The sequence below is a fragment of the bacterium genome, from assembly GCA_030583725.1.
Taxonomy (GTDB): domain Bacteria; phylum Patescibacteriota; class Microgenomatia; order UBA8517; family UBA8517; genus JAUYMM01.
Genome location: CP129472.1, coordinates 76,011 through 100,288, shown reverse-complemented (window position 1 = coordinate 100,288; position 24,278 = coordinate 76,011). Strand labels below are relative to the sequence as shown.

27 protein-coding genes and 4 tRNA genes are annotated in these 24,278 nt (G+C 33.5%); 16 read left to right on the top strand and 15 right to left on the bottom strand.

All coding sequences use genetic code 11. The features are described 5' to 3' along the window. Window position 1: 1 nt before the first annotated feature. The gene (locus QY322_00615) at window positions 2–1,225 is read right to left on the bottom strand and encodes an arginine deiminase family protein (GenBank protein WKZ25803.1); all 1,224 of its coding nucleotides are present in this window, start codon (window positions 1,223–1,225) and stop codon (window positions 2–4) included. Between the two features lie 155 nt (window positions 1,226–1,380). On the opposite strand from QY322_00615, the gene QY322_00610 reads away from it, so the two are divergent. Continuing rightward, a complete protein-coding gene (locus tag QY322_00610; GenBank protein WKZ25802.1) occupies window positions 1,381–2,463 on the top strand; it encodes a M20/M25/M40 family metallo-hydrolase in 1,083 nt (360 codons plus the stop codon). On the opposite strand, the gene QY322_00605 is transcribed toward QY322_00610, so the two are convergent. Then, entirely contained in the window at window positions 2,446–2,958 is a 513-nt protein-coding gene (locus QY322_00605; GenBank protein ID WKZ25801.1) for a GNAT family N-acetyltransferase, read from the bottom strand. The genes QY322_00610 and QY322_00605 overlap by 18 nt on opposite strands. A 132-nt stretch (window positions 2,959–3,090) precedes the next feature. After that, the gene (locus QY322_00600; protein WKZ25800.1) at window positions 3,091–3,360 is read right to left on the bottom strand and encodes a hypothetical protein; all 270 of its coding nucleotides are present in this window, start codon (window positions 3,358–3,360) and stop codon (window positions 3,091–3,093) included. Between the two features lie 59 nt (window positions 3,361–3,419). Between QY322_00600 and QY322_00595 the strand changes: the two genes are divergently transcribed. Next, window positions 3,420–4,217, top strand: coding sequence for a hypothetical protein (locus tag QY322_00595; protein WKZ25799.1), 798 nt, complete (start codon window positions 3,420–3,422; stop codon window positions 4,215–4,217). A 1,951-nt stretch (window positions 4,218–6,168) separates the two neighbouring features. Here QY322_00595 and QY322_00590 read toward each other — a convergent pair. Beyond that, window positions 6,169–6,253 (bottom strand) — tRNA-Leu (locus tag QY322_00590). 127 nt (window positions 6,254–6,380) lie between these two features. Between QY322_00590 and QY322_00585 the strand changes: the two genes are divergently transcribed. The 6 genes from QY322_00585 to QY322_00560 all read left to right on the top strand — a co-directional run bounded on the left by QY322_00585 (window position 6,381) and on the right by QY322_00560 (window position 9,606). Beyond that, window positions 6,381–7,001 carry a hypothetical protein gene (locus QY322_00585; protein ID WKZ25798.1) on the top strand — a complete coding sequence of 207 codons (621 nt, stop codon included), beginning with the start codon at window positions 6,381–6,383 and terminating at the stop codon, window positions 6,999–7,001. 123 nt (window positions 7,002–7,124) lie between these two features. Then, window positions 7,125–7,886 carry a class I SAM-dependent methyltransferase gene (locus QY322_00580; protein WKZ25797.1) on the top strand — a complete coding sequence of 254 codons (762 nt, stop codon included), beginning with the start codon at window positions 7,125–7,127 and terminating at the stop codon, window positions 7,884–7,886. A gap of 209 nt (window positions 7,887–8,095) precedes the next feature. Beyond that, window positions 8,096–8,177, top strand: a tRNA-Leu gene (locus tag QY322_00575). A 136-nt stretch (window positions 8,178–8,313) separates the two neighbouring features. After that, complete coding sequence (locus QY322_00570) at window positions 8,314–8,862, top strand: hypothetical protein (GenBank protein WKZ25796.1); 549 nt, start codon at window positions 8,314–8,316, stop codon at window positions 8,860–8,862. Window positions 8,863–8,874: 12 nt separating this feature from the next. Continuing rightward, on the top strand, window positions 8,875–9,111 hold the full coding sequence (locus QY322_00565) for a hypothetical protein (GenBank protein ID WKZ25795.1): 237 nt from the start codon (window positions 8,875–8,877) through the stop codon (window positions 9,109–9,111). After that, on the top strand, window positions 9,112–9,606 hold the full coding sequence (locus QY322_00560) for a DUF192 domain-containing protein (GenBank protein WKZ25794.1): 495 nt from the start codon (window positions 9,112–9,114) through the stop codon (window positions 9,604–9,606). Here the strand turns inward: QY322_00560 and QY322_00555 are convergent. The 3 genes from QY322_00555 to QY322_00545 form a co-directional block, all read right to left on the bottom strand. Next, on the bottom strand, window positions 9,578–10,783 hold the full coding sequence (locus QY322_00555; GenBank protein WKZ25793.1) for a hypothetical protein: 1,206 nt from the start codon (window positions 10,781–10,783) through the stop codon (window positions 9,578–9,580). The two genes, QY322_00560 and QY322_00555, sit on opposite strands and share 29 nt — an antisense overlap. Then, on the bottom strand, window positions 10,753–10,983 hold the full coding sequence (locus QY322_00550; GenBank protein WKZ25792.1) for a hypothetical protein: 231 nt from the start codon (window positions 10,981–10,983) through the stop codon (window positions 10,753–10,755). The genes QY322_00555 and QY322_00550 overlap by 31 nt, the downstream gene beginning before the upstream one ends. Before the next feature lie 74 nt (window positions 10,984–11,057). Beyond that, the gene (locus QY322_00545) at window positions 11,058–11,543 is read right to left on the bottom strand and encodes a hypothetical protein (GenBank protein WKZ25791.1); all 486 of its coding nucleotides are present in this window, start codon (window positions 11,541–11,543) and stop codon (window positions 11,058–11,060) included. A 23-nt stretch (window positions 11,544–11,566) separates the two neighbouring features. On the opposite strand from QY322_00545, the gene QY322_00540 reads away from it, so the two are divergent. Next, window positions 11,567–12,571: a prolyl oligopeptidase family serine peptidase gene (locus tag QY322_00540; protein ID WKZ25790.1), complete on the top strand. Its 1,005-nt coding sequence runs from the start codon at window positions 11,567–11,569 to the stop codon at window positions 12,569–12,571. Between the two features lie 12 nt (window positions 12,572–12,583). Here the strand turns inward: QY322_00540 and QY322_00535 are convergent, their stop codons facing one another. Continuing rightward, on the bottom strand, window positions 12,584–12,835 hold the full coding sequence (locus tag QY322_00535; GenBank protein WKZ25789.1) for an RNA-binding protein: 252 nt from the start codon (window positions 12,833–12,835) through the stop codon (window positions 12,584–12,586). A gap of 95 nt (window positions 12,836–12,930) precedes the next feature. On the opposite strand from QY322_00535, the gene QY322_00530 reads away from it, so the two are divergent. The 7 genes from QY322_00530 (at window position 12,931) to QY322_00500 (ending at window position 16,761) form a co-directional block, all read left to right on the top strand. After that, complete coding sequence (locus QY322_00530) at window positions 12,931–13,107, top strand: hypothetical protein (protein ID WKZ25788.1); 177 nt, start codon at window positions 12,931–12,933, stop codon at window positions 13,105–13,107. A 44-nt stretch (window positions 13,108–13,151) separates the two neighbouring features. Beyond that, the gene (locus tag QY322_00525; protein WKZ25787.1) at window positions 13,152–13,970 is read left to right on the top strand and encodes a trigger factor; all 819 of its coding nucleotides are present in this window, start codon (window positions 13,152–13,154) and stop codon (window positions 13,968–13,970) included. A gap of 23 nt (window positions 13,971–13,993) precedes the next feature. Further along, on the top strand, window positions 13,994–14,632 hold the full coding sequence (locus QY322_00520) for a DUF5660 domain-containing protein (GenBank protein ID WKZ25786.1): 639 nt from the start codon (window positions 13,994–13,996) through the stop codon (window positions 14,630–14,632). A 219-nt stretch (window positions 14,633–14,851) separates the two neighbouring features. Continuing rightward, on the top strand, window positions 14,852–15,070 hold the full coding sequence (locus tag QY322_00515; protein ID WKZ25785.1) for a hypothetical protein: 219 nt from the start codon (window positions 14,852–14,854) through the stop codon (window positions 15,068–15,070). Window positions 15,071–15,205: 135 nt separating this feature from the next. Further along, window positions 15,206–16,537, top strand: a complete 1,332-nt coding sequence (locus QY322_00510) for a M20/M25/M40 family metallo-hydrolase (GenBank protein WKZ25784.1) — start codon at window positions 15,206–15,208, stop codon at window positions 16,535–16,537. A 56-nt stretch (window positions 16,538–16,593) separates the two neighbouring features. Further along, a tRNA-Val gene (locus QY322_00505) sits at window positions 16,594–16,667 on the top strand. Window positions 16,668–16,690: 23 nt separating this feature from the next. Beyond that, window positions 16,691–16,761: transfer RNA gene (locus tag QY322_00500), tRNA-Ala, on the top strand. Window positions 16,762–18,641: 1,880 nt separating this feature from the next. Here QY322_00500 and QY322_00495 read toward each other — a convergent pair. From QY322_00495 to QY322_00465, 7 genes are read right to left on the bottom strand one after another with little or no spacing between them, the layout of a single operon-like run. Continuing rightward, window positions 18,642–19,280: a PhzF family phenazine biosynthesis protein gene (locus tag QY322_00495; GenBank protein WKZ25783.1), complete on the bottom strand. Its 639-nt coding sequence runs from the start codon at window positions 19,278–19,280 to the stop codon at window positions 18,642–18,644. A 2-nt stretch (window positions 19,281–19,282) separates the two neighbouring features. Further along, window positions 19,283–20,242, bottom strand: coding sequence for a hypothetical protein (locus tag QY322_00490; GenBank protein ID WKZ25782.1), 960 nt, complete (start codon window positions 20,240–20,242; stop codon window positions 19,283–19,285). Next, window positions 20,243–21,235 (bottom strand): phosphotransferase, encoded by a 993-nt coding sequence (locus QY322_00485; protein WKZ25781.1) that lies wholly within the window; start codon window positions 21,233–21,235, stop codon window positions 20,243–20,245. It abuts the gene before it with no gap. Further along, window positions 21,232–21,738, bottom strand: coding sequence for an SET domain-containing protein-lysine N-methyltransferase (locus QY322_00480; GenBank protein WKZ25780.1), 507 nt, complete (start codon window positions 21,736–21,738; stop codon window positions 21,232–21,234). The genes QY322_00485 and QY322_00480 overlap by 4 nt, the downstream gene beginning before the upstream one ends. Continuing rightward, window positions 21,735–22,310 carry a hypothetical protein gene (locus QY322_00475; GenBank protein WKZ25779.1) on the bottom strand — a complete coding sequence of 192 codons (576 nt, stop codon included), beginning with the start codon at window positions 22,308–22,310 and terminating at the stop codon, window positions 21,735–21,737. The genes QY322_00480 and QY322_00475 overlap by 4 nt, the downstream gene beginning before the upstream one ends. A 2-nt stretch (window positions 22,311–22,312) precedes the next feature. After that, window positions 22,313–22,639 carry an ASCH domain-containing protein gene (locus QY322_00470; GenBank protein ID WKZ25778.1) on the bottom strand — a complete coding sequence of 109 codons (327 nt, stop codon included), beginning with the start codon at window positions 22,637–22,639 and terminating at the stop codon, window positions 22,313–22,315. 2 nt (window positions 22,640–22,641) lie between these two features. Beyond that, window positions 22,642–23,856 (bottom strand): bifunctional class I SAM-dependent methyltransferase/NUDIX hydrolase, encoded by a 1,215-nt coding sequence (locus QY322_00465; GenBank protein ID WKZ25777.1) that lies wholly within the window; start codon window positions 23,854–23,856, stop codon window positions 22,642–22,644. Window positions 23,857–24,278: the final 422 nt, after the last annotated feature.

The following is a 24,278-nucleotide window of genomic DNA, read 5'->3' as shown; positions in this document are numbered from 1 at the left end:
TTTACTCCCTTTTAATAGCGGCGGTCATGCAATGTAACCCACCATAACCCTTAGTAATATTTTTGAGATTTGCATTAAACACAGTAAAACCACGTTTCTCAAGTTCACCTGTTAAGTTGTTACCATCAGCTAGTGATAAGACTACTGTTTTGTTTCCTAGATTCAAGAAATTTGGTGCGTAGGCTAACTGTTCTTCTTTTGTGAGTGGAATAAGTTCTACATTTCTTTCATTAAGATGATCAATAAAACTACCCCGATCTTCAAGTCTTAATCCCGAAAGAGGATTACCTACAACTTCTAAAATTTGTCTTCTGTTAATTTCATCTCTGCAGGCCACAATTTGATTAATGCCAACAGGCATCCAGAATGTATCAAGATGCATTGCATCCATCTCATTAGCTCCTGAATCACGATCACTGTCAATTGATATCATTACTCTTCCACCCTTCGAGATAATTGATTCAGAAGCCTGCAGCACACCTTCTGTGTTTGATCTACCTCCGACACCAACATAAAAAATCCCTGCGTTTGCAATTCCATCTCCACCCTCAAATCTTCCATTACCGTTAATTTGTACTTGTTGTAGACCTTTTGATTCTAAAATTCCACTATGATTAAGGACTGTTTTGAAAAGATGCACTTCTGGTTGTCTAATCTGATGTCTCATAGATGACCATACAAAAGTCCTACCTAATAAATTTGATTGATCTCTAGCATACAAAACATTTGAGAGTGGTAATTCACTTTTTAATGACAAAACCTCATTCATTAAAGTAGCGGTTTCAACCCCGTATTTTTTTGCATCAGCTTCTAATACTTCATCTAACCAGCTTAGTACTTCTTCAACATCAGAAATTCCCTGACCTTTATATTTTTCGGAATATCCTAATGCTCGCGTCTCAATATTTTTTCGTAATCCTTCAAAGTTCCCCTCAGGCTTCAATCCTTGCTCGTCTATCATTTTAGCCATCAAGTCTTTAACTTGAATAACTTCTACTCCTTGGGAAGTAAGTATTGATTTGGCTGTTTCAAACTCTGTTCTTGCTCCAAGCACATCAAACTGGGTTTCAAAACAACTTATTTTACTAGGGAGTAATTGTCCAAGAACTGTTTCAGAACCAGGAGCACCCCACATTAAAACTTTAGTTAGTTTTGATGTCTCCTCGTTTACTTTGAGTGCTCTATTTTCAGCTTCTCGTTCTTCGTTTTGTATATCGTGTTGCATATTTTTATATTAAAAAACCCGCTATATAAGCGGGTAGGTTTACTAGAGACAAATTTGTCTCCTTCTGTTAATTAATCTAATGTTCATATTGAAATTACCCTGTAATATATATCTACTCATGCGTATTGTCAAGTAGACCAAGGTTAGAGTAAGATATGAATAATATGAAAATAGCCGATATATTTACAACTATTGTAAAAATAGATAGCGTTTCTGGAAATGAACAGGACATGGCTATATATATTAAGAATTGGCTAAAAAAAGTAGGATTTAAGTGGAAGCAAGATAAATTAGGATCAATTTTAGCCATAGAAAAAGGTAACGACAGTCCCGAATTGTTATTAAGTTCTCATATGGACACTGTAGAACCAGGGAATAGCATTAATCCAATTATTCAAAATGACTATATTCAATCTGATGGAAAAACTATTTTGGGAGCTGATAATAAAGCATCAATATCTGCAATAATTTGTGCTATAGAAGAATATAAAGAAAAAAATAACAAACTACCAAATATCGAATTATTATTTTCAGTCAAAGAAGAAACTGGAGGTGGTTTAGAATTTTTTCCATTTGAATGGATTAAATCGAAAGTTGGCTTGACTATTGATTACGCTAGACCATTTGGAAGAATTGTTTTGTCTTCACCTTATATTTACAATTTTAAGGTAACTTTTATAGGTAAGTCTGCGCATTCATCTCGACCAGAGGAAGGTATTAACTCATTATCACCTGCAATTAAATTTATGGATAAAATAAAAATTGGTAGATTTGATAACGGAGAAACAACAATTAACATTGGTGTAGTTAACTCAGGTATAGGTATTAATACAGTTCCGAATAAAACGATTGTTCAAGGTGAAATTAGAAGTTTAAATAAAAAGAAATTTGATGTTCATATCGAAGAATTAAATAAGCATGTTGTTGATATTAAATCTAAATATTCAGATGTCGAAATAGAACTAAAACTTGATGGATATTGCAGTGGTTATAATCACAAAGAAAATGATCCGTTTATATTAAAAATAGTTTCTATTTATAATAAACTTGGTATCAAGACCTCATTTGATAAACCAACAGGAATAAGTGATGCAAACCCATTAGTAAATGCTGGGATTCAAGTTGTAAATCTTAGTGATGGAGTAGAGGATCCACATACTACAAATGAAAAAATATCTATTAAAAATTTAGAGAGACTTACAGAAATAGTATCAGCTTTTCTATCTGATATTGGTTAAGTCATAAGGTGTATCACAACACACAAATGGTTGTCCAGATTTCTGTTTTGGTATTCTAGGGCATGTTTTGCATGGTATCCAAACTTCTGCTGAAAGTTCTGTTGTTGGTATTTTTATGGCACCAATTTTTTCAAACAATGCAGAACTATGTTCATTAGCTAATGCAAATTTCTTGTTACCTGGGTATTTTTCGTCCGCCAAAACTAAAATTTGCTTAACCGCTTGGGTGGCTGCACCATTTTTTCTTTTTTCACGATCTGTGATTACGCACCCAATTTCTACACTACCGTCCGAATATGTATAAGTTATTGCTGCATGACTGACCAAAGCTCCTTCATCGTCAAAAACCAATACAGAGTCATTATTACTAAACAGAGCCATTAAATCATCAACAGTTTTAGGAAGCATTGTTCCAGATTCTTTTGTCCAACCAGATATTTGAGAGGCATATTTCTCATCGTTTGTAGTTGCTAATCTTGATTTTAGTTGTTCCATATTTTTAGATATAAAAAAACTCTCAGGTAAGTGAGAGTTATCTGAACTTTTTAAGTTCCTCCCACTACAAATTAACCTCTCCTAGAGAGAATTATTGTAGCGGTAGTAAAATTCATATTCATAAGGATGATTTTACGCTTCAGTAGAAGCACTGTCAACTGTTGTTGGTGTTGCTGTATAAATTGTGCAGACCCTGCACTTTTTTGGATCAGGGTGTTGTTGTTCAGCAAAATGTTGACCTCGTAAAGCAGCATTGTTGGCAACACAACGTTTTGTTTGGATACCTTTATATTCCGTGGGTAAGCTTTTACTTGAATCTGTTAGGGTTGCAAACTTTTCTTCGCATGGTGTATCACAAGAAATTAAATCCGGATCAGTAAGTCTAAATATTCGATCTGTCATCTTTGTACGTATTATATGTCGAAAGTGAAATATGTCAAATCAATGGTAAAATCAAATTAATGATACTAAATTCAAACACTTTATTAGATATTGTCATCGAAGAAAATTCATTATTATTAAAATCTCAGCAAAAATATGGAGATTTGTATAAACATGTAAATGATGTATATATGCTAGTTAGTAATTTTTTTGATGGTTATCTTGGAAATTTTGATCAAGGAACTGATTTGTTACTTAGATTTCACACCGAGATGCGAAATTTTTATCTTTTGTCAATGTTTTCAATTGTCCGTTTGCATTCAGTGCAGGCATCTTTAAACTTACGATTGTTCATGGAAGCCTCATGCAACCTTGGTTATTCAATTGCTAATCCTAATTATAAAGATTTTGCAGCAACTGATGAATTTGGTATCTTAGATCCGTCCAATGACTTAAAATCAAAAAGATATAAGTGGTTAGATGATAATTATTCAGATAGGTCTATTGATTTAAAGAAGATAAAGAAGCAAATACAATTCAACTCACATTCTAATTTAGTTAATACATTCAAAAATACTAAACATATTTTTGATAAAAACAATCCACCAGAAACACAAACACTATTTTTTGATATTGAAGATGAATACCTAGTTAAAGCTGCTTTGTGGCAACTTTCTAATACTTGTCTTGCTTGTCTTAACTTGATTTACGAAGTTAATCGAGATTTTAAGAAGTTAGTATTAATTAATGATTACGAAAATCAACATGCAAGACTTATGGCCACAAATCTAAAATTTCGAGATAGTTTTATGACAACGGATCGTTTTCAAAAAGCAGATAGTCAGGCGAAGAAAAAAGAAAACAAAAACACTGCCTAGCTTCAATTGTATAAAATAAGTATTCATAAGTTCAAATGAGTATTCTATGTTATCAGTAAGCGTGGGCTAGGCATAACAACAAAACACAGTGGGTAAGCGGAAGGCCGAAACGAGCGAAGCGAGTGGAGGCCTGGAGCGCAAACATGATATGGGTTTGCGAGCCGCGAAGCGGCGAGCAAGGAAACACGCTCCGCAACAATTCCTTCCCCTTTAACCCCTCCCTTGTTGCTCCGCTACAGAATTAAAAATGTGTGGTAAAATAGGTTCTGACTAAACTATAGATATGCACCATTTTGCGACTTGGCGGGTCGGCACGAAGTGCCGACCAAGCGTTTAGCCCATCCCCTCGGACTGAAAACTCCACACAAAAAGCATAACAACAAGTTGATATTATTTGATATCTTGATACGGATTATTTACGGGCGTATAAATGATAGTAGCATGGCTACTAATGTAAATAATCCTAATTCTAGAAAATTTTTCCTCTACGCAAGAAAATCTACAGATGTTGAGGATATGCAAGTTCAATCAATTGATGGTCAACTCGACGAACTTCGTTTGCTTGCCAAACGAGAAGGTCTGGAAATAGTCGAAGAATTAATAGAGAAACAATCTGCCAAAATTCCTGGACGACCAGTTTTTAATAAAATGATAGAAAATATTGAAAAAGGTCGTGCTTCTGGGATAATTTCATGGCATCCGGATCGTTTGGCAAGAAACTCCGTTGATGGAGGAAAAATTATTTACCTCTTGGACACAGGTAAATTGTCTGCCCTCAAATTTAACACCTTTTGGTTTGAACCCACTTCTCAAGGTAAGTTCATGTTGTCAATTTCGTTCTCTCAATCCAAATATTATGTAGATTCTTTGTCAGAAAATACTCGTCGTGGGTTAAGGCAAAAAGCTAGAAATGGTAATTTTCCTTGCAAAGCACCGCTTGGGTATATTAATGATACTCGAAATAAAACTATTATTGTTAATAAAAGAATTGCGCCTGTTATTACCCAAGCTTTTGAAATGTACTCAAAGGGAGATAAATCAATGAAAGATATTTCTAGCTTTTTGGAAACACAAAAGGTCTTAAATCCACAAGGTAATAGAATTGATGAGGATAAAATAAGATATCTACTTAAAAAGACATTTTACTACGGTGTTTTTACATACGGTGGAGATGTGTATGAGGGCAGACACGAGCCAATTATTTCAAAGAAACTTTTTGATGAAGTACAGGAAGTCCTAAATAGGAGAAATCGGCAGTGGAAAGAAGCCAAAGTTAATAGAATTATAAAACCATATTTAGGACTTATTAGGTGTGGTGAGTGTGGCATGATGATATCAGCCGAAGTTCAAGATAAATATTATAAAGGTACTAATAGAAATGTTAGATATACCTACTATCACTGTACTAAAAAGAATAAATATATAAAGTGTAGTCAAAAGTATCTAAGAGATATTTATCTTGAACCACAACTCACCACACTCATCAAAAAATACTCTTTGAAAAAGACTTGGGCTAATCAGATGTTATCTAAACTAAAACAAGAAGAATCAGATATAGCCAAGTCTTGCCTTGAGGTCATAAATGACAAGAGAAAGGATTTAGAAACTATTAATTTAAAATTAAAACTTCTTCTTGACTCATATCTTGATCAAGTAATTGATATAGAAACTTTTCAAAATAAAAAATTGGAATTAGTTTCCAAAAAGAAAACAATCGAGGAACAAATCCTTTCTCTTAAAAGATCACAAGGCAATTGGCTCGAACCCATGAAAAAATGGATAAATGAAGCTAGTGAAGTAGATCAAATAATATCAACTAACGATAAAGAACAAATTAAGGTCCTCGCCTCAAAAATCTTCGGCTCGAACCTGCAACTCCAGAACAAAAAACTCCAAGGGGATGGGCTAAACGCTTGGTCGGCACTTCGTGCCGACCCGCCAAGTCGCAAAATGGTGCCGAGAGAGAGACTTGAACTCTCATGTCTTTCGACACACGCTTCTGAGACGTGCCTGTCTACCAATTTCAGCATCTCGGCTTATTGTGTGTTGAAATTGGCCAAGGTTCTTACCAATTTCAGCATCTCGGCATTTTTTTTGTTTCCAAGAACTATTGGTAGTATATCAAACTTGACTATAACTTTTTAGTATGTCATTCTAAACTATATGCAAACGATTGTGAGTATCGAAGAGAAACCTTCTTTTGATTTTTGGAAAAACTTACTATTAGTTGCAATATTTTTTAGTATTACACCTATTACAATTGCTATTTCTATATTTTCTCTTTTTTCATTTAAAAGTAGTAGTGTAGTTGAAGTTGAAAATACCAGCCAAGGTAGCGTAAAAATATATGCCTCACTACCTAGTGAGTTTCCAACAGTTTCAGGAACATATAATGCAGTTGATGCAAGGCCTGAGCTAATTCGACAGTACCTGATAAGATATAACTCTCCACTTGTTGGTTTAGAAAATTATATGGTTGAAAAAGCTGACGAATATGGCTTAGATTACAGATTAATACCTGCCATAGGACAGCAAGAATCTAATCTTTGTAAAATTATTCCACCAAATACATACAACTGTTGGGGTTGGGGTATCCACAGCAGGGGAACATTAGGTTTTAATTCATATGAAGAAGCAATAGACACAGTTATGAGAGGTTTGAAAAAAGAATATATTGATAAAGGACTAACAACCCCAGACACTATATGGACTAAATATACCCCAAACTCACCAGACGGCGCATGGGCCAAAGGTGTAAATCAGTTCATGATGGCTATGGAATAGACATTACAAGCTTGCTTGCATCGAGTCATCGAGATGTAAGTTTACTTATGACTGCAATGGAATGCTATGAGATTCAGCATATAATGCTATGAGATTCAGCATAAATGCTATAATACCCTTACAATGCCAGCTGCATATGATACATATGATTACCCGTCATATTGGAAGAATAGGGAATACGAACATTTGTCAGAATTTTTTGCAATTAAAGGCTTTCTTACTAAAATATCCAGCATACGCAAGGTTATTGAAATAGGTGCAGGCTACGGGAGACTAGTTCCTGCCTATAAGTTTAGATCTAAGAAAATTGTTTTAACTGATCCGTCTGCGAAACTTCTTTCAAAAGCAATGAGAAGTCAAAAGAAATTTGGAAATATTGAATTTATACAGTCCAGTTTACAAAACTTAAGTAACCGTAAAGACTTACGCAAATTTGACCTTGTTGTTATGGTGAGAGTACTTCACCATATTGATAACATAGACAATGCATTCAAAATAGTTAATAAGCTATTATCCAATAAAGGCTACTTTATATTAGAATTCCCCAACAAAAGTAATTTAAAAGCAAGTTTGAGAAATATAATTAAAGGTGACTTCACATATCCTATTAACATCTTTCCAATCGACCTAAGAAGTAAAAAGTTCATAAAAAGGGGTACTTTACCATTTATAAATTATCATCCTGATCAAATACTTGAAAAGCTTGTTGAAAACGATTTTGAAATCATCCAAGTTAGATCAGTGTCAAACATCAGATCTACTCTTCTTAAAAGATTGTTTCCAATAGCTTCATTAATTGACCTTGAGAAAGCACTTCAGTTGCCACTAGCCAAGGTACTATTTGGACCATCAATGTTTGTACTCGCAAGAAAAAGGGATAGTTAGCTCCAAAGCTTGACATACCCATAGTCATATGCTATAGTACCACTACGTTCCGAGGCTTTCACTGTTTACAGTGTAAGGCGTTTGAATTTTTACAAGTCCCCTCCAAAAGAGGGGGCTTTTTTTTGTTTTAGGTTGTATAATATATTAGTAATGTCGGAGTGGCGAAATTGGTAAGCAAAGCTTGGCCAATTTCTCATAAGATTAAAAATGTCGGAGTGGCGAAATTGGTAGACGCGCAGGTTTTAGGAACCTGTGGAGCAATCCTTGCAGGTTCGATTCCTGTCTCCGACACACAGCAAATATGGATACTATACACAAACTTACAAAAAAGGAGCATAACAGCCTAGAAGTTTTTCTATTATTCATACCAATTATTATCTTTTTCTGTATACTTGCAATCTTTTTAGTATTAGTTTAATATTTATTTATGAAAGTTAAGTTTTTACTTCTAGTTTCATTTCTTTTTTTAGTATTAGCGACTCCAGTTTTAGTTTCCGCTCAAGGTGAAAAATCTAGACCAACCCCAGGAGTTGTAATAAACGCTAAAGTTAGGACTGAACTTAAAAATTCTGGTGAAGAAAATAGAATAAAATTAAGTTTGGTAAGAAAAGAGAGAATTATGTCATACTCCAACAAACTAACTGTTAGGCTTGATGCCATGGTTGAGAGATTAAAATTATTAATTACAAGAATCGAGAATAGGATAAAAATAATTGAGGAAGAAAACGATAATGTCATCTTGGTTGATACAAGAACACTGCTTTCAGAGGCAAAACAATTACTTCTAAGCGTAGAGGCAGATCTTAGATTATTAAAAGAAAAACTCAATAGCATACCTGAAGCACAAGACCCTAAAGTAGTGTTTGAAGAAGTCAGAACCTCGTTAATGGCTATTAAGGATGACCTTAAAGAGGTCCATCGATTGTTAATTGAAGTAATAAGCGACATTAAAGGTCTGAGGGTAGGAGACCAATAATTTTTAAAAACTATGAAAAATAAACTTGTTATCTCACTTTTAGCTATTTTAGTTTTTGTCTTGGGTTTATTTGCCTACGTAATGACAAATAGCAATATGGGGACGGAGAAGAACTATGAAAGAGAAATAACGAAAGTTGAAACTATTTCTGAATCTGACGAAGTTGATGACATCGAAAGTGATCTGGAAGATACTGATTTTGAAAATATTGACTCTGAAATATCTCTCATAGAATCAGAATTGAATTAAATGTTTAAGTCTATTTTTCTCCCCATAATTGCAGTTATGCTATTTATTGTTTTTATTGGCCTTTTCAGCCAAGGTAAATTAGAATTTTTAACAAATAAAATAAGTAAACCAACAACAGTTGATAATATTATTAAAATTGATGAAACTAAAATTAAGGTAGAGGTTGCAAAAACCAATGAAGAAAGGTCGAAAGGACTATCAAATAGGGACTTTTTGGATCAAGATTCTGGTATGCTTTTTGTTTTTGGAGAAAGCTCAAAACCTACATTTTGGATGAAGGACACAAAAATAGCACTCGATATCATTTGGATTAAAGATGACAAAGTTGTTTTAATTAATAAGAATGTTAACCCAGAACCTGATGTAAAAGACTCTGATTTAAAAAAATACCCTGCGCCATCTGAAATTGACTATGTCTTGGAGGTAAATGCAGGATTTTCTGATAAACACAAGATTACAACTGGTTCTACTGTCCAAAAGCTATTCGATCTTTGACCATATCTTTCGTATTTACCATTCTGGCTGGATAAATCGTATAGTCTCCGTATTTAGTATTAATTAAATCTAATGACTTTGTCAGTTCTTCTTTTTTTAAAACATTAAAAAACCCAACTTCGTTGTCAAATATTTCAAGTTGCAACTCACTGTTTTGTTTTAATTTAAATGTTGATATTGCAATATTTCTGATATTGTTTTTAATAGGACTTAACCTTAAAAGGTTATTCATCTCCCTATAGATATCACAAGAATTAGATACATATCTTTTAAGCGTTCTGCCCATATGCCAAGAGGTGCCATTTCTATCTTGTATATAAAGATGAACACCTAAGGCTTTAAGATTTGCGTACCTAAGTCTTAGACCCGTTTTCTCTGTCAACTTGATCATTATTTCTCCTACTTTGTTTGCATGGTTGGGTGGTGGGGCATATGAATTACCTACTACCTTTCTGGTGCTCTTAAAATCATCAATTTCATATCCGTGGAGTCTTAAATGCCAATAAAGACCACCTATACCACCAAATGCAATTTTAAGTTTATAAAGAGGGTAGCTGTAAAAATCATTAACTGTTTTTATACCAACACTTCTCAATCTATTGGAGTTGTTTATCTTTATACCCGTTAAATCTGTCAACTTAAGATTTGAAAACACTTTATGATAGTTACTTTTATTAATTACTGACAACCCATCTGGTTTTTGTAAGTTACTTGCCACTTTTGCCAAGTATCTATTAGTAGAAATGCCTATAGAAACAGTTATATATTCTCCAATTTCTTTTTTTATCCTTTCCTTGATTTGACGACTAACTACAACTGGGCTACCTTTAACAATCTCGAATACAAACTCATCTATGGATTTTGAGGTGACTAGAGGACTATATTTTTCAAGCAGTTTTTTAAGTTTTTTGTGTACAAATCTATATTTTTCAGGATCAGGTTCAAGAACTATCAGGTTCGGACAGATTAATCTACCATCACCAACCCTCATACCAGTTTTAATCCCCATCTTTTTAGCGGTTATGGAGGAGGCCAAAATACAGCCCGAACTTGTAGTATAGGCAGCAACCACTACGGCTTTGTCACGAAGTTTGGGGTTAGCCTGCTGTTCAATTGTTGCAAAGCAAGAATTAATATCAAGATGTACTATTCTTGGTAAATTTGTATTAAATTCCATATTAAATGTTTTGTATTAAACTTAAGTTTTAAAAATAAGTCACCAGAAAGAACAGAAAAAGTATGGTACAAGATATCACCCTCTGTAAAACTATGATGTAAACCAACTTTTGTAATATGATAGTCACGATTTCTCCAAGACATTAAAACTGGAACATTATCTCGCAAGTCTACACTCACTTTTTCGGCTATCGTTTGCATATACTGTATTAAATATATTCCGAACTTTTACCCAAGTCAACAAGAAGATTTGGAAAGAGGATGATGAAATTTTGTTAATTTAAAAATTCGTTAAACTTATCAAAGAATGGATAAGTATGGTCATCGCGACTGGTCATTCTAATATTTCCAAGGTCTTTAACTTCTTCAAAAGTACCATGTGGGTCATTTACATTCTGAAGCACAATTATTTTATCATTCATTTGAGAAATACATCTTTTAACAATTTCTAATTCTTCTGAAGTTATATCTTTTACAGGTATTCCACAAAAAACAACCTTTTCGATCTGGGTAGGGATGATTTGCCAAAGGTAGCCCACAATTAAGGTTCCTAGCGATTTAGCGATAATATTTACTTTATCTCCTCTTATGTGTTTTGCGATGAGTCCAGCCTTTTGTTTTGCATCAAACTTACTGTTTTCGTCTGTCCAGTGCATCCAGTAAAAAGGTCTAATTGTTCCCTCTACCTTTAAATTTTTAACCACATCATCTACCCACTCTTTGTTTGAGGCTGAATATCCTGGAAGAATAAGGGTTTGCATATAAATTATTATATAATAGAAATATGAAATTAAGAATATTATTAATCTATTTTCTAGCATCCATAACCCTTGTTTCTTTTGGTTGGTGGGGGAGTGATAAATACAAAGAATACCTAAATCAAGATTTTGAACTACCCAGCTGGAATAAACCTAAACCTTTGGAAAAGTATACAATTGAGAATCTGTCTCAAACTGAAGTAACTTCAGTAGAAGTAAAGGTTGAAGATAATATCTTTTCTTTTGAATTTGATCCTACATTAGAATACAAAAAAGGTAATGATCTAAAAAAAGTAACTGGACTAATTAACATTCCAGAGTCAAACACAAAATCACCAATAGTTATTTTACTTCGTGGCTATGTTGACCAATCAATTTACCAAACAGGTGTGGGGACAAAACGAGTTGGTGAATATTTTAGAGATAACGGATACATAACTCTTGCACCTGATTTCTTGGGTTATGGTGGCTCAAGTATAGAATCTTCAAATATCTTTGAAACCAGATTTCAAACTTATACAACTGTTTTGACATTACTAAAATCAATAAACAAAGAAAACTTTCCAAACTGGGACGGTAAGAACATTTTTATTTGGGCACATAGCAATGGGGGACAAATAGCTTTAACAGTTCTTGAAATTACAGGTAAAGATTATCCAACAGTCTTGTGGGCTCCAGTTACTGAAAACTTTCCCTATTCCATACTTTATTATACTAACGAGTCTCAAGATGGGGGAAAATTTATAAGAAAGGAATTGGCTAAATTTGAAGATAATTATGATACGGACAAGTTTTCTCTCATTAATTATCTAGAGAAAATAAATGCACCAATAGAATACCACTTGGGGACAGCAGACGATGCGATACCTCTTGAGTGGAGAGATAGATTTTTGAAACGGATGAAAGTCCTGGACAAGGATATTACAAACTACAATCACTCCGGCGCTGATCACAATATGAACCCGCTTTGGAGTGAAGTAATTCTTAAAACTTTTCAGTTTTTAGAAAAACACAAGAAACTTACCACGTAGTGGCAAGCTTGCTTAACGGTTTTCTTGAGGTTTTGCCATATTTACGTTCATAGCTCTACCTTTAAGTTCTTTACCGTTTGCGTCTAATGCCTTGTTTGCTTCGTCTTCAGTTTCCATTTCTACGAAACCAAAGCCTCTGCTTCTTCCAGTCATTCTATCCATAATAACTACGGCGTCAATAACTGTACCAAAGCTTGCAAAAAATGCTCTCAAGTCATCAGATGATACTTCCCACGACAAATTTCCAATAAATAATTTTTTCATATTTTTTAATTTAAGATTAAATTCTTCACCTCATTTCCTGAAGCCGACCTTGGGGACACTAACCTTACAGAGGGCAAATGTAGTATAATCTATTTATGGATAAAAAGCAAAAGACAACAAAAGAAAAGCTGGTAGTATTACCTAGAGTATCTATTTTTGATAAGAGAGCCAGAAATCAGTTTAACCCCACAAGCGATAGAGGCCAAAGTATGCACGGGCAAACTAAAGCAAATTCTCCACAGTTTAGAATTAATCAGCACAAAGGGGCTTAAAAACTCATTATGAATTTTAGCTTTGTTATGCTATACTTCAGCCTATGAAGAATGTGCAAAATATAAAATCTGAGCTCAAAAGGCTTGATAATGGTAATTTAGAAATATCATATACGATTCCAGCAGAAGTTATTTTAAAAGCCAAGAGTGAAGCTTTGATTGAATATGCAAAAACAGCAGTTATTGCAGGCTTTAGAAAAGGTAAGGCACCAATTGCTAAGGTTGAAGAAAATGTTTCAGAAGAGGGATTAACAGAACATATTTTAAACCATCTTTTACCCAATGCTTTTACAAAATCAGTAGAAGAGCACAAATTTAAACCCGCAATGTATCCAAAGTTTGAAGCTCACAAAATCACCTCCTCAAAGAATGTAGCTGATAATACAGAATGGCAAATAAAAGCAGTTACTTGTGAACTGCCTGAAGTCAAAATAGATAAAGATTTAAAGAAAAAACTTTCAAAGGATCCAAAAGATCAAAATGTTTTAATCAAGTCAATAGTTGAACAAGTCAACTTAAAAATTCCAAGACTTCTAATTGAGGAGGAGGTAAATGGCAGATTATCACAAGTTTTAGATAGAATTGAAAAATTAGGTTTAACTCTAGAAGGCTATCTTAAAAGCGTTGGTAAGACTCCTGAAGGATTAAGGAAAGAGTATGAAGATCAAGCTTTTGAGGCAATCTCACTAGAGCTAATATTAAATGAAGTTTCTAATAGTCAAAAAATTGATGTATCAGAATCTGAGATTGACGATTTTATTAAAACCACAGGTGAAGACAAAACAAAAGTTGGAGCAGAACAAAGAAAAGTATTAAAGAGGGTTATCTTAAGACGCAAAGCTTTGGAATTTTTGGAAAAATAAGTGTACAATTGGCTTGTTAAAATATGACCGATAAATCACAAAAGCTTAAAGCTCAAAAACAGATTAAGACAAAAAACATACTTGAGTCCATAAATGATATTGGCTCACAAGTAGTACAAACTGCGCAAAACGAAACAAAACAAATTAGTGAAGACTTTTTTAGACAACTTCTGGGTCAACAGAAAAATGCTCAACCTAGACAACTAGGTGAAATAGAACCCGGAGCGTCACTTCAAATGAATGAGATGGTAAGTGGAGAGGCTGAAAAAAATAAAAAACTACAAGAACAAATATTTTTTGAAAGAAGACTTTTTAGTGAGGAAAAACAAGAAACAGGAAAAAAACTACAGCAATTAAGACTTAGACTTCAGGCAATACAAACAGAAGCTCTAAATCTTATTAATTCAACAGCTAACCTATCAGAGGAAGTTAAAACTGCAGTATTACAAAACACCACAAATGCTTCTGAATATCAAGTTAATTTTTTTGAAAGTATTATTCAAATGATTGTTTCCTTTAGAAAAAAGATTGATAATGCAATTGACTGGATGCAAGGACAAAGTAAAAGAGCAGAAAAGAAAAATTTTTGGTCACAATACAAGAAAAAGGGTTCAAGTTTTCTTCTTTCAGGTGAAACCTATTCTCAAAGATCTGCAGGTTGACAAGTAACTCTTCATTTAATATTATTCTAGCTAGTATGAACTTGATGTCTCACTATCTATTTAGAGCACTTCCAGCTTGGAAGCGTATTTAACGTGGTGAGAGATACAAGATAAAAAGAAAAAGAATACTAAAAGTTTAAAGAAATAACTCTCACCAAACGGCGAGGGTTTTTTTTATTTTTTAAAAAGTACGTTAAAACATATCTAAAGGAGAATCACATGGGCACACATGCAACAACTAAATACAGGTGGGCATATAGACTCGACAGTGAGGAAAAAATTGTAGGAGCATTTGCAATACCAGTTGAAGAAGAGCATTTGGCTGAAGGGTGGTTCAAGCAAGTTATTGAAACCTATTTAGACCGTTCCAAAGGAGAGATTTTTGATAGAACAAGAGGAACACTAATAGACTATGGCAACGATCAAAAATTTAGATAAACATAGCTTGCCTTTAGACAAAAGAGAGAGGACAGGTCCATTACTAAACACTTAAAGATAATTGCGTCATCAAAAGTGAATAGTAAAAATTCCTAGTCCTCTCTCAAGTTCGTATTGTAGTATAATTCAAAAAATATGACAAACAATTATAATTATTACAAGAAACTATTAAATGAGTTTGTTTCATTTAAAAGTATATCAACAGATGAAACTTTTATCCCTGAAATAAATAAAACCGTAGACTGGCTCGAAAAATTATTTAAGTCTTCAGGATTTAAAGTAAAGATATTAAAAGGAAAGACAACAAATCCTGTAGTTTTTGCTGACTACAAAGTTTCAGACAAACTAGAAACAGTACTTATCTATGGTCATTATGATGTACAACCAGCAAACAAGGCTGACGGGTGGCACAAAGATCCATTTACGTTATTTGAAAGAAACAAAAAATTACTTGCTCGTGGAGTTGTGGATAATAAGGGACAGGTATTAATTCACATTGTTACTGCAATTAACTTAATAAAAAGCGGAGGTCTTAAATACAATTTAAAGTTTTTAATTGAAGGAAACGAAGAAACTAGTAATCCTGACCTACCAATACTGATGAAGAAATACAAAAAAGACCTAAAATGTAATATTGTTGTAGTATCCGATGGAGAATTGACAAACAACAAACCATCTATTGAGGTTTCATTGCGTGGTGGTTTTAACTGCACATTAACCTATACAACTGGTAAAAATAATCTACATTCTGGAATTTATGGTGGTGGCGTACCAAATGCTGCTTATGAACTTTCAAAGTTTATCGGCAATCTATATAACTCAAACACTAGTGTAAGTTACAATGACTTTTACAAAAATGTAGATAGAATTGAAAAAAGTCAGATTGTTAATAACGTAAACTTAATTAAGGGAGGTAATAGTATTACAAAACTTGCTGGAGTTAACTCATTACTAACTGAAAACAATTATGACTTCTATACTCAAACCGGTCTTCGCCCAACAATACAAGTTACTGGAATTAAATCGGGTTACATTGACAACGGCTATGCTAATATTGTGCCAGCAACTGCAGAAGTAAGACTAAATTTCAGAATCGTGGAGTCACAAACTGCAAAAAGTGTATTCCTAGGTTTTAAAAAGTATGTAGCTAAAAATACACCAAAATATATTAAGTACGAACTAACTACAAACGGGTTTCATGACCCAATTAAAGTTGATACAAACAACCAATATGTTGTAGATGTTGAGAAACTACTGGAGGAATCATATAAATCAAAAGTTGGTAGAAAATATGTTGGTGGAGCAATACCTTTTGTTGGAGATGTAAAAAAAATATTAGGAGTAGATACTCTATTAATTTCACTAGGTAATGAAGATTGTAATATGCATGGTGCAAATGAAAACTTTGACATTGACCTTATTCAGAAAGCTTTAGAATTTAGTAACTTATTCTTAAGAAACCAATAAATTTCTGGTATAATAACAGCCTAAGAACTCTTTCGCTAAATGCGGGAAGAGTATATGGACTCTTAGCTCAGTTGGCTAGAGCGCTTTCTTGACGTGAAAGAGGTCGCAGGTTCAAGTCCTGCAGGGTCCACACAGAGGAATCTCAAAGTATTGGGGCCTGTCGTTCAATGGTAGGACACGTGGCTGGCAGTCATGTAACGGGAGTTCGATTCTCCCTAGGTCCACCCAACCCCGACCTGTCGGGGTCGAGCGAAGCGAAGACCACGACATTTGCCCATCCCCTCGGACTGTTTTGTTCTCTAGGTAAAGGTTCGAGCCGAAGATTTTCTTCGCGAGGACCTTTAATTGTTCTTTGTTGTTAGTTGATATTATTTGATCTACTTCCCTAGCCTCAGATATCCAATTTCGCATAGGTTCGATCCAACTTCCTTTATGTTGTTGCAAGGAAAGAATTTGTTCTTCAAAAGTTTTCCTTTTGGAAAAAAGCTCCAACTTCTTAACCTTATACATTTCTTTATCAATTGTCTGATCTAAATAAGTATCAAGAAGAAGTTGGAGTTTAGTGTTAATGCTTTCAATTTCTTTCCTTTTTTCTGCAACAACAGGAAGGATTGATTGGGCTATATCCTTTTGTTCTTCATCAAGTTTCTCGTTCATTTTTATAGCCCAATCATTTTTCAAAGAATATTTTTTGACAAGTGTGATGAGTTGGCTTTCTAAACCACTCACTCTAATATGAGACTGTCGGCACTTTATACTTCTATTCTTTTTTGTACATCTATAGTAATTAAAGTAGCCACAAGTACCATTTTTATAATGTTTAACTTTAAAATCAGGAGAAATCATCATGCCACACTCACCACACCTTAGAAGTCCATCAAAGGGTTTAGAAATCTTTTCTACTTTTGCATTTTTCCAAGAGTGATTTCTAACACTCATTACATCTTGGACTTTGTCAAAAAGTTTCTTTGAAATTATTGGATCGTGTCTGCCCTCATACACTTCTCCACCATATACAAAATATCCACAGTAATATGGATTGGTTAAAAGTCTTTTTATTCTATTCAAATCAAATTTCTTACCATTTGGGTTAAGAATCCCATTCTTTGCCAAAAAGCTAGACACATCTTTCATTAGGATATTCCCAACACTATATTTTTCAAAAGCTTCCTGAACAATTGGACTTAATTTTCTATTAAGAACAACAGTTTTACTTCTAATATCATTTATATAACCAAGCGGAGCAACAGTTGGAGAATATCCATTTCTAGCTTTTTGCCTGAGTCCACGACGAGTATTTTCACTTAAACTATCTACATAATATTTAGATTGAGAAAACGCAATTGACAGCATAAACTTTCCTTGTGGAGTGGACTCAAACCAAAAGGTATTAAATTTGAGGGCAGACAATTTACCTGTGTCTAATAGGTAAATAATTCTTCCGCCGTCTACAGAGTTCCTTGCTAGTCTATCAGGATGCCAAGAGAGAATTCCATTTGCATGACCTTGTTCAATAGAATCCAACATTTTATTAAAAATTGACCTTCCGGGAGTTTTGGCAGATTGTTTTTCAATGAATTCATCTACAATGATTAAATTTTCTCTCTTAGCAAGTTCATGTAACTCCTGAAGCTGACCCTCAATAGACTGCACTTGTTTATCTTCTACATCTGTAGACTTTCTTGCGTAGAGGAAGAATTTTGGATGTAATGGATTATTTACAATATTGTGCTTCACAATATCATTTATACGCCCGTAAATAATCCATATCAAGGCATCAAATAATATCAACTTTTTTGTTTTGTCTTGTGTTGTTTTCGTCCGAGGGGATGGGCAAATGTCGTGGTCTTCGCTTCGCTCGACCCCGACAGGTCGGGGTTGGGTGCCTGTTTATAATTTAGCGCGAACCTATTTTACAACAAATTTCTAATTTGTGCTGAGCAACAAGGGAGGGGTTAAAGGGGAAGGAATTGTTGCGAAGCTCGGGTTTCCTCGCTCAGCCACTTCGTGGCTTCGCTAACACAACCTGCAAAGCTCGAAGCTTTGCGCTCACCCCACTTTGTGGGGTTCGCTAACCCAATTGTGTTTTGTTGTTATTACAAAACTAGGTTAGTTTTACTAACCCACCAACTGAACTTGGAGTTGAATGAATAACTGATCCTTTTCCATGATGAATGATTAGATTTCTATTAATTAAACTTGCAAGTTTCATTGCTCCTGATCCATTTGCTTCATCCTCTGGGATATCCCAGTCAGAAGCAAATGTTCTAGCCCTAACCAATCCTTTCTCTTTATCTATCCAACACCAAACTAGAGTGTGTTCTAAAATTGAAGCTTCTTGGATTGTAATTTGTTCTATTTCCTCTGGAGTTTTATATTCTTTTATATTCCAATTAGGTAAAATTGAAAGATCAGCTTCTACAAAAGTTAATTTGTTTTCTTGCCATGATTTAATAACCTTACCCATGCTTATAATTTCAATTGTAGGTAAATTTAAAACATTGTTAAAAAAGTAACTTGTTCCAACTAAAGCATGGCCAGCAAATGGAATTTGTCTTGTTGGAGAAAAGATACTTACATCTTTTGTTTCAAGATTGTTTATGAACACAATTTCACTAAAACCACTATTAATTGCCATTTGCTGACGTTTTTTATCATCTATCTTGTTTTCGGAATCAACAATTATTCCTACAGGATTTCCAAATTCTCCTTTTTCATTTGTGAAGACATTAAGTGTTTTCATAATTAAATCGTTGTTAACTTAAACAAACCACCATCATTCCTTAATTGTAAACCTTTAATACCAAGTTGTTTATAAACAAAGAGCCTTGCTAATTCTTTGATATCATCATGTGTGTCCCAAATATTTAAATAGGATGTAAAATAAAAGGCACCATTCCTATCTTTAGGTAGCGGTTTTATACGCATGTGTGCAATGTCTGAATTATTTCTTATTTCGATGAAATCAGAAATCAGTTTTATTAGATACTTACTTGGCTTAGTAGATTCTGCGCCACCAGCTATCCTTAAAGCTTTTTTGGAAATCTCTGATTTTGCTTTCATTATTTTATTATCAATATACAAATTATTATTAGGTTGATATCTTTTGTCGAAATACTCAAGAATCTTAAAAAATACCAAGAAGCTCTCATCCCAATAATTTAGCACGTCGAGGTCAAATCCTTTTCTCCAATAATTTAACAGTTTAATTGAAGTGTTTTTTATTCGTATTTTTGAAATTAGCACAAATAGATGTCGAATGAAACTAATATCTTTGCTTCTAAAGTTGTGCGAAATTCCAGGACTAACCCTAATAGGCCACTCGTCGACGCTACTACCATGTTGTAATAATTTATTACTTCTGGCTTGTTGCAATAGCTTAGTAAATGGTGTTGTCAAGTCTAAAATGTTAATTTTGTTATTATCATCTACACGAAAAAGTCGGAAGTCTACTTTACAGGAAACCGGTAGGTCTGTAATAAAACTTATACAATCAATCAACAAACCTAATTTATCTGGCGTATTTAAATATTCAAATCCATCAGTCATTTGTCCATTTCCGCTAAATAATTTAGTCGCAGATATGATGGCACAAACGTTATCGTTCGTCCAAAAAAATCTCCAATCGTTAATAGTTGAATCCTCAATACAGAAGTTACTTTGCTCAACTTTAATATTAACTTCAAAAATATATCTTTTATTCATTCACCCCAAAGTAGATAAGTTTGATATCGATATTTTAGATAATTCCAACAGCTTCTTTGATCTATTGTGCCAATCTAGTGTTTCTTCACTAGTATCACCTTCATTTATCATCACAGAAGTTGTCACATAATATGCAGAACAAGAAACTTTAATTAAAAGAGGAAGTGATAATATCTCTTGCTCTGATAGATGGTGTATTGAATTGTAGATATCTAATACCTCTTTATAGATTAAATCTTTATCTTTCCAAGTATCTTTTTGTATGCAAAACCAAGCAAGATAGGTTGCTAACTCAATAACTTTGTAGTCATACGCCATACAACCAAAATCTAAAATACAATATTCGTTGTTACTATTTTTGATAACATGTTTTCTTTGCATGTCTCCATGGATAACTGACTTACTAAAACTAGTCATGTCTAACTTCAGATATTCTTCATAAATATCTTTGATTAATGAGTCTTGTTCAGGAGTTAATTTTTCTTTTTTATTTTTATACTCTTCAGGAAATGCTTTAATTCCCCAAGAATCATAACCCTCTCCAACTTCGAAATTTAAAGTGTTTAATTTTGCTACACACTCGGTAACTTTTCTTATATCTTCAATTGTTGGAGTAGTATTCTGAAAGTTATTACCTTCAAAAAACTTTGTAATTATGTAGTATGTTTTTATACCTTCATTTTCAAATACACCAAGTCCATTATTAAAATCTAATAGTATTTCTGTAGTTGGTACTCCAACTTTTTTACATTCAGTTAGTATTTTTACATAGCTGTTTATGTTTCCTAATTCTCTTTCAGCTAAAAATATTTTTAAAACATATTTACCAGTTGAAGTATTTAAAATAATATTTGCATCTTCATATCCTTCATTGATCGGAGAATAATTTCCAATTTTTCCTATTGATGTAAATTTACCTTCAATATCTTTCAAAAATTCATCAAATGAAATATTTAAATTTGTTCTTTTAATCAATACGTCTAGGTTGTTCATATATTTTTATTATGTTCCTTTACAAATTTCTCCACCCAACTAGGTAAATGACCTTTGTAAGTGTTGTAGATTTCTGGTTCTAAAATGTCATTCCAATGAAGAATCTTTCTACAGTTTTTTGAACCACATTTACATTCCCAATCGTAAGCAACATCTGTCCCTTTAGTTTCATCAATGTCTGAAGTTGCATAATCATATGTTAGCTCTTCATCTTTTTGTATATCTCTTCTTGCTGATAGTTCATCATCTGCTGTCCACCAAGTGTTAGTGTCACAACTATGATTCCATGATTCTCCTTTACCAACTGCAGCCACAAAATTACCATCACTGTCTGGATATGCATCTTTTCTAATTTCATGGGGTAACTTTTCCCATTCTTCTTTTGTAAACTTTTTAGTTTCAGTAAGTTTCCAAATTAATGTTCCTTTTGGTATAAATTCAGAAGCAAAAACACCCATCCCTTTGTCTGGGATTTCTTTTTCGTAGTATTTAACATACATCATATGTTTTTTAATTGTTTCCTCCTAATTATCAAAATACAACTTTCAATGATGTTTATTATTAAATTAGTAACAGGATATAACCATGTTAGTATTGAATAATTTTGGAGAGCAATTATTCCTAAAAAATTACGGACAGCACCCATTTGCCATGTAAATAAAGTTTCAGAATGTGGATCATTCCAAGATTTTCTAATAGTTGGTAAATTTGCTAAAGTATTTATTGTAACAATCAAGAAAGTTGAAATTATTGGTTGCTTGGCAAAAATCCACACTGCAGTTGCTATAAGTGAGATTATAAAAGTTACAGTATCAAATCTTGTTATATCTTTATTGCCATTTTTTAAGCCCAATAAAAATATTATTAAACAAAGAATTGCTGTTGCTAAAGTTGTATATGCACCAGCACCACCTTTGCCAAAAATTTGAAGAGCAAAAATAATAAAAGTGACAAAGGCCCAAGTGAACCAACTATAAATATGAGGTTTTGTTTTACCTTTTACAGTATCCCAAATGTATGGCGCATAACCTACAAAAGTTAAAATAACTGCCAAGATACCTACAAATTCTTTCATTGTTATTTAATGAGTCTAAAGTGAACTATTTTAAATAAAGTATTTTCATCAACAGGCTTGTGATAATATTCCTCAAATTTTTTAGACATTTCTTCTGTGTTAATATATTTCTCATGTCCTTCTTTTTCATCGTCTGTTAAATCCTTAAAGGGCTTTTCTATTACTTTTGTAAGTTCTGCCTTTGAAAATACTTCAAGCGTTTCTGCATTTACGAATTCAACGATATCTCCAGTTTGTAAATCTTTGTCATCCCACAATCTCCAAGTTGAAGTTTTTGTTCCATCAAGAACTAGTTGTACTAAATTTGGAGCAAATTTTATTCTTTTCATAGTTAATCTTTTAAATACATTTCTAAAACTCCTAAATGCAAGGTAAAGAATTTACCTGGAGTTTCTTTAATCATTTGTTTGAGTTCTGATTTTTTAGCCCATCTAACATTTCTCGTCTCATCTTCTTGTTGTTTAGTTTCTCCCTCTTTTACTTTACAAACAAAACAAAATCCAACCCAAGGAAGTCCTGCTTTTAGTTGTTGTGAACAAGCAAAAGGTTTAAAAGCATATGAAGCATCATCTTTTGGAGAGTGAATATCAGTTTTTTCTAAACCTACAATTTCAGTGACATCAAGTCCTGTTTCTTCCTTAACTTCTCTTTTAACTGCATCAAGTACATTCTCATACCCTTTATCTAACACGCCTGCAGGAATTTCAATAGTGTTGTGATAATTCCATTCTGCATTTGGTCTCCATCTTGTTTGAATTAAAACTTCCTTTTCTCCATTATTTTCTCTTTCTACAATTGCTGATACAAAAGGTAATGCAATTTGGTTATTTCTTCTAGCATAGTTTTTACCAACAAATCTAATTAAATTGTGCACTCCTTTTGCTTCATCTTTATATGTCTTTCCGTTGTCATCCAAAAGAACTACCTGAAAATCTTGTGCAAAATAATCCATTGAATACTTTGAGAAAAATCTTTTTTGTATACCTTCTATCTCAAATAGTTCCTGTTCTATTCTTTTCCCCGTGTTAAACTCAGGGTCATTAACTGAGTTTGTAAATACTGCAAGTATTCCACCACCTTTTAGTACTCTTTTGATTTCTTTAAAAATACTTTTTGTTACTTCTTCAGAAAAATAATGTAGAGACAAATGTGCATACACAACATCAAAACTTGCATCATAATACGGAAACCTTTCTCTTAAATCTAATCTTTCAACTGAAATGTTTTTTAAACCCTGCACTTTTATTTTTTCTTTGTTTATGTTTTGTGCCTCTTCTGAAATATCTGCTGAGGTTACTTCATATCCCTTAATTGCAAAAAATCTTCCGTCTTGTCCTTGCCCATCTCCTAAACAAAGTATTTTTCCATTATTTGGTAAATACTCTAATACTTCTTCTGCAAAGATATTTGGCTTTTCAATCCAATCTTGATTTTTATAATGTTTATGAAGTTTGTCCCACTGGTCATTTTTGTTCATACTAAACTGAATTATATTACTAGAGGATTTACAAAACCACCACTTGTTTGTTCTTCCTGCCCTGCACATGGCGGAAGCCAACACCCCTGTAGCTTTGGAGTGTCTTTGTGTTGGGCAGGATTCCCCGTAAAGGGAATATTTCAGGAGCAATGTGTGTGTGCTTGTAGCTTCCTAACCAAGTGCTGTGCATAAGCACCAGTTTTTGTCTTTTAGCACTTGGGTAAGTTGCCCTTTAGGGCAAATTGCGACTGAAATGGGTTAGTTTTTGTGTTCAGCCTTACCCCAACGGTGGCCGTTAACCGACCGTACGGACCGTTAAACGGCAAAAGGGTCGAAAATACGACTAGTCAACGGTATTGATTAAGTACCTTACGGATACCGTAACAGTACCGTTCCACGAAGTGGAACTATAAATAATCCCCTTTTCCTTTAAATTGGGTTAGCGAACCCCACAAAGTGGGGTGAGCGCAAAGCTTCGAGCTTTGCAGGTT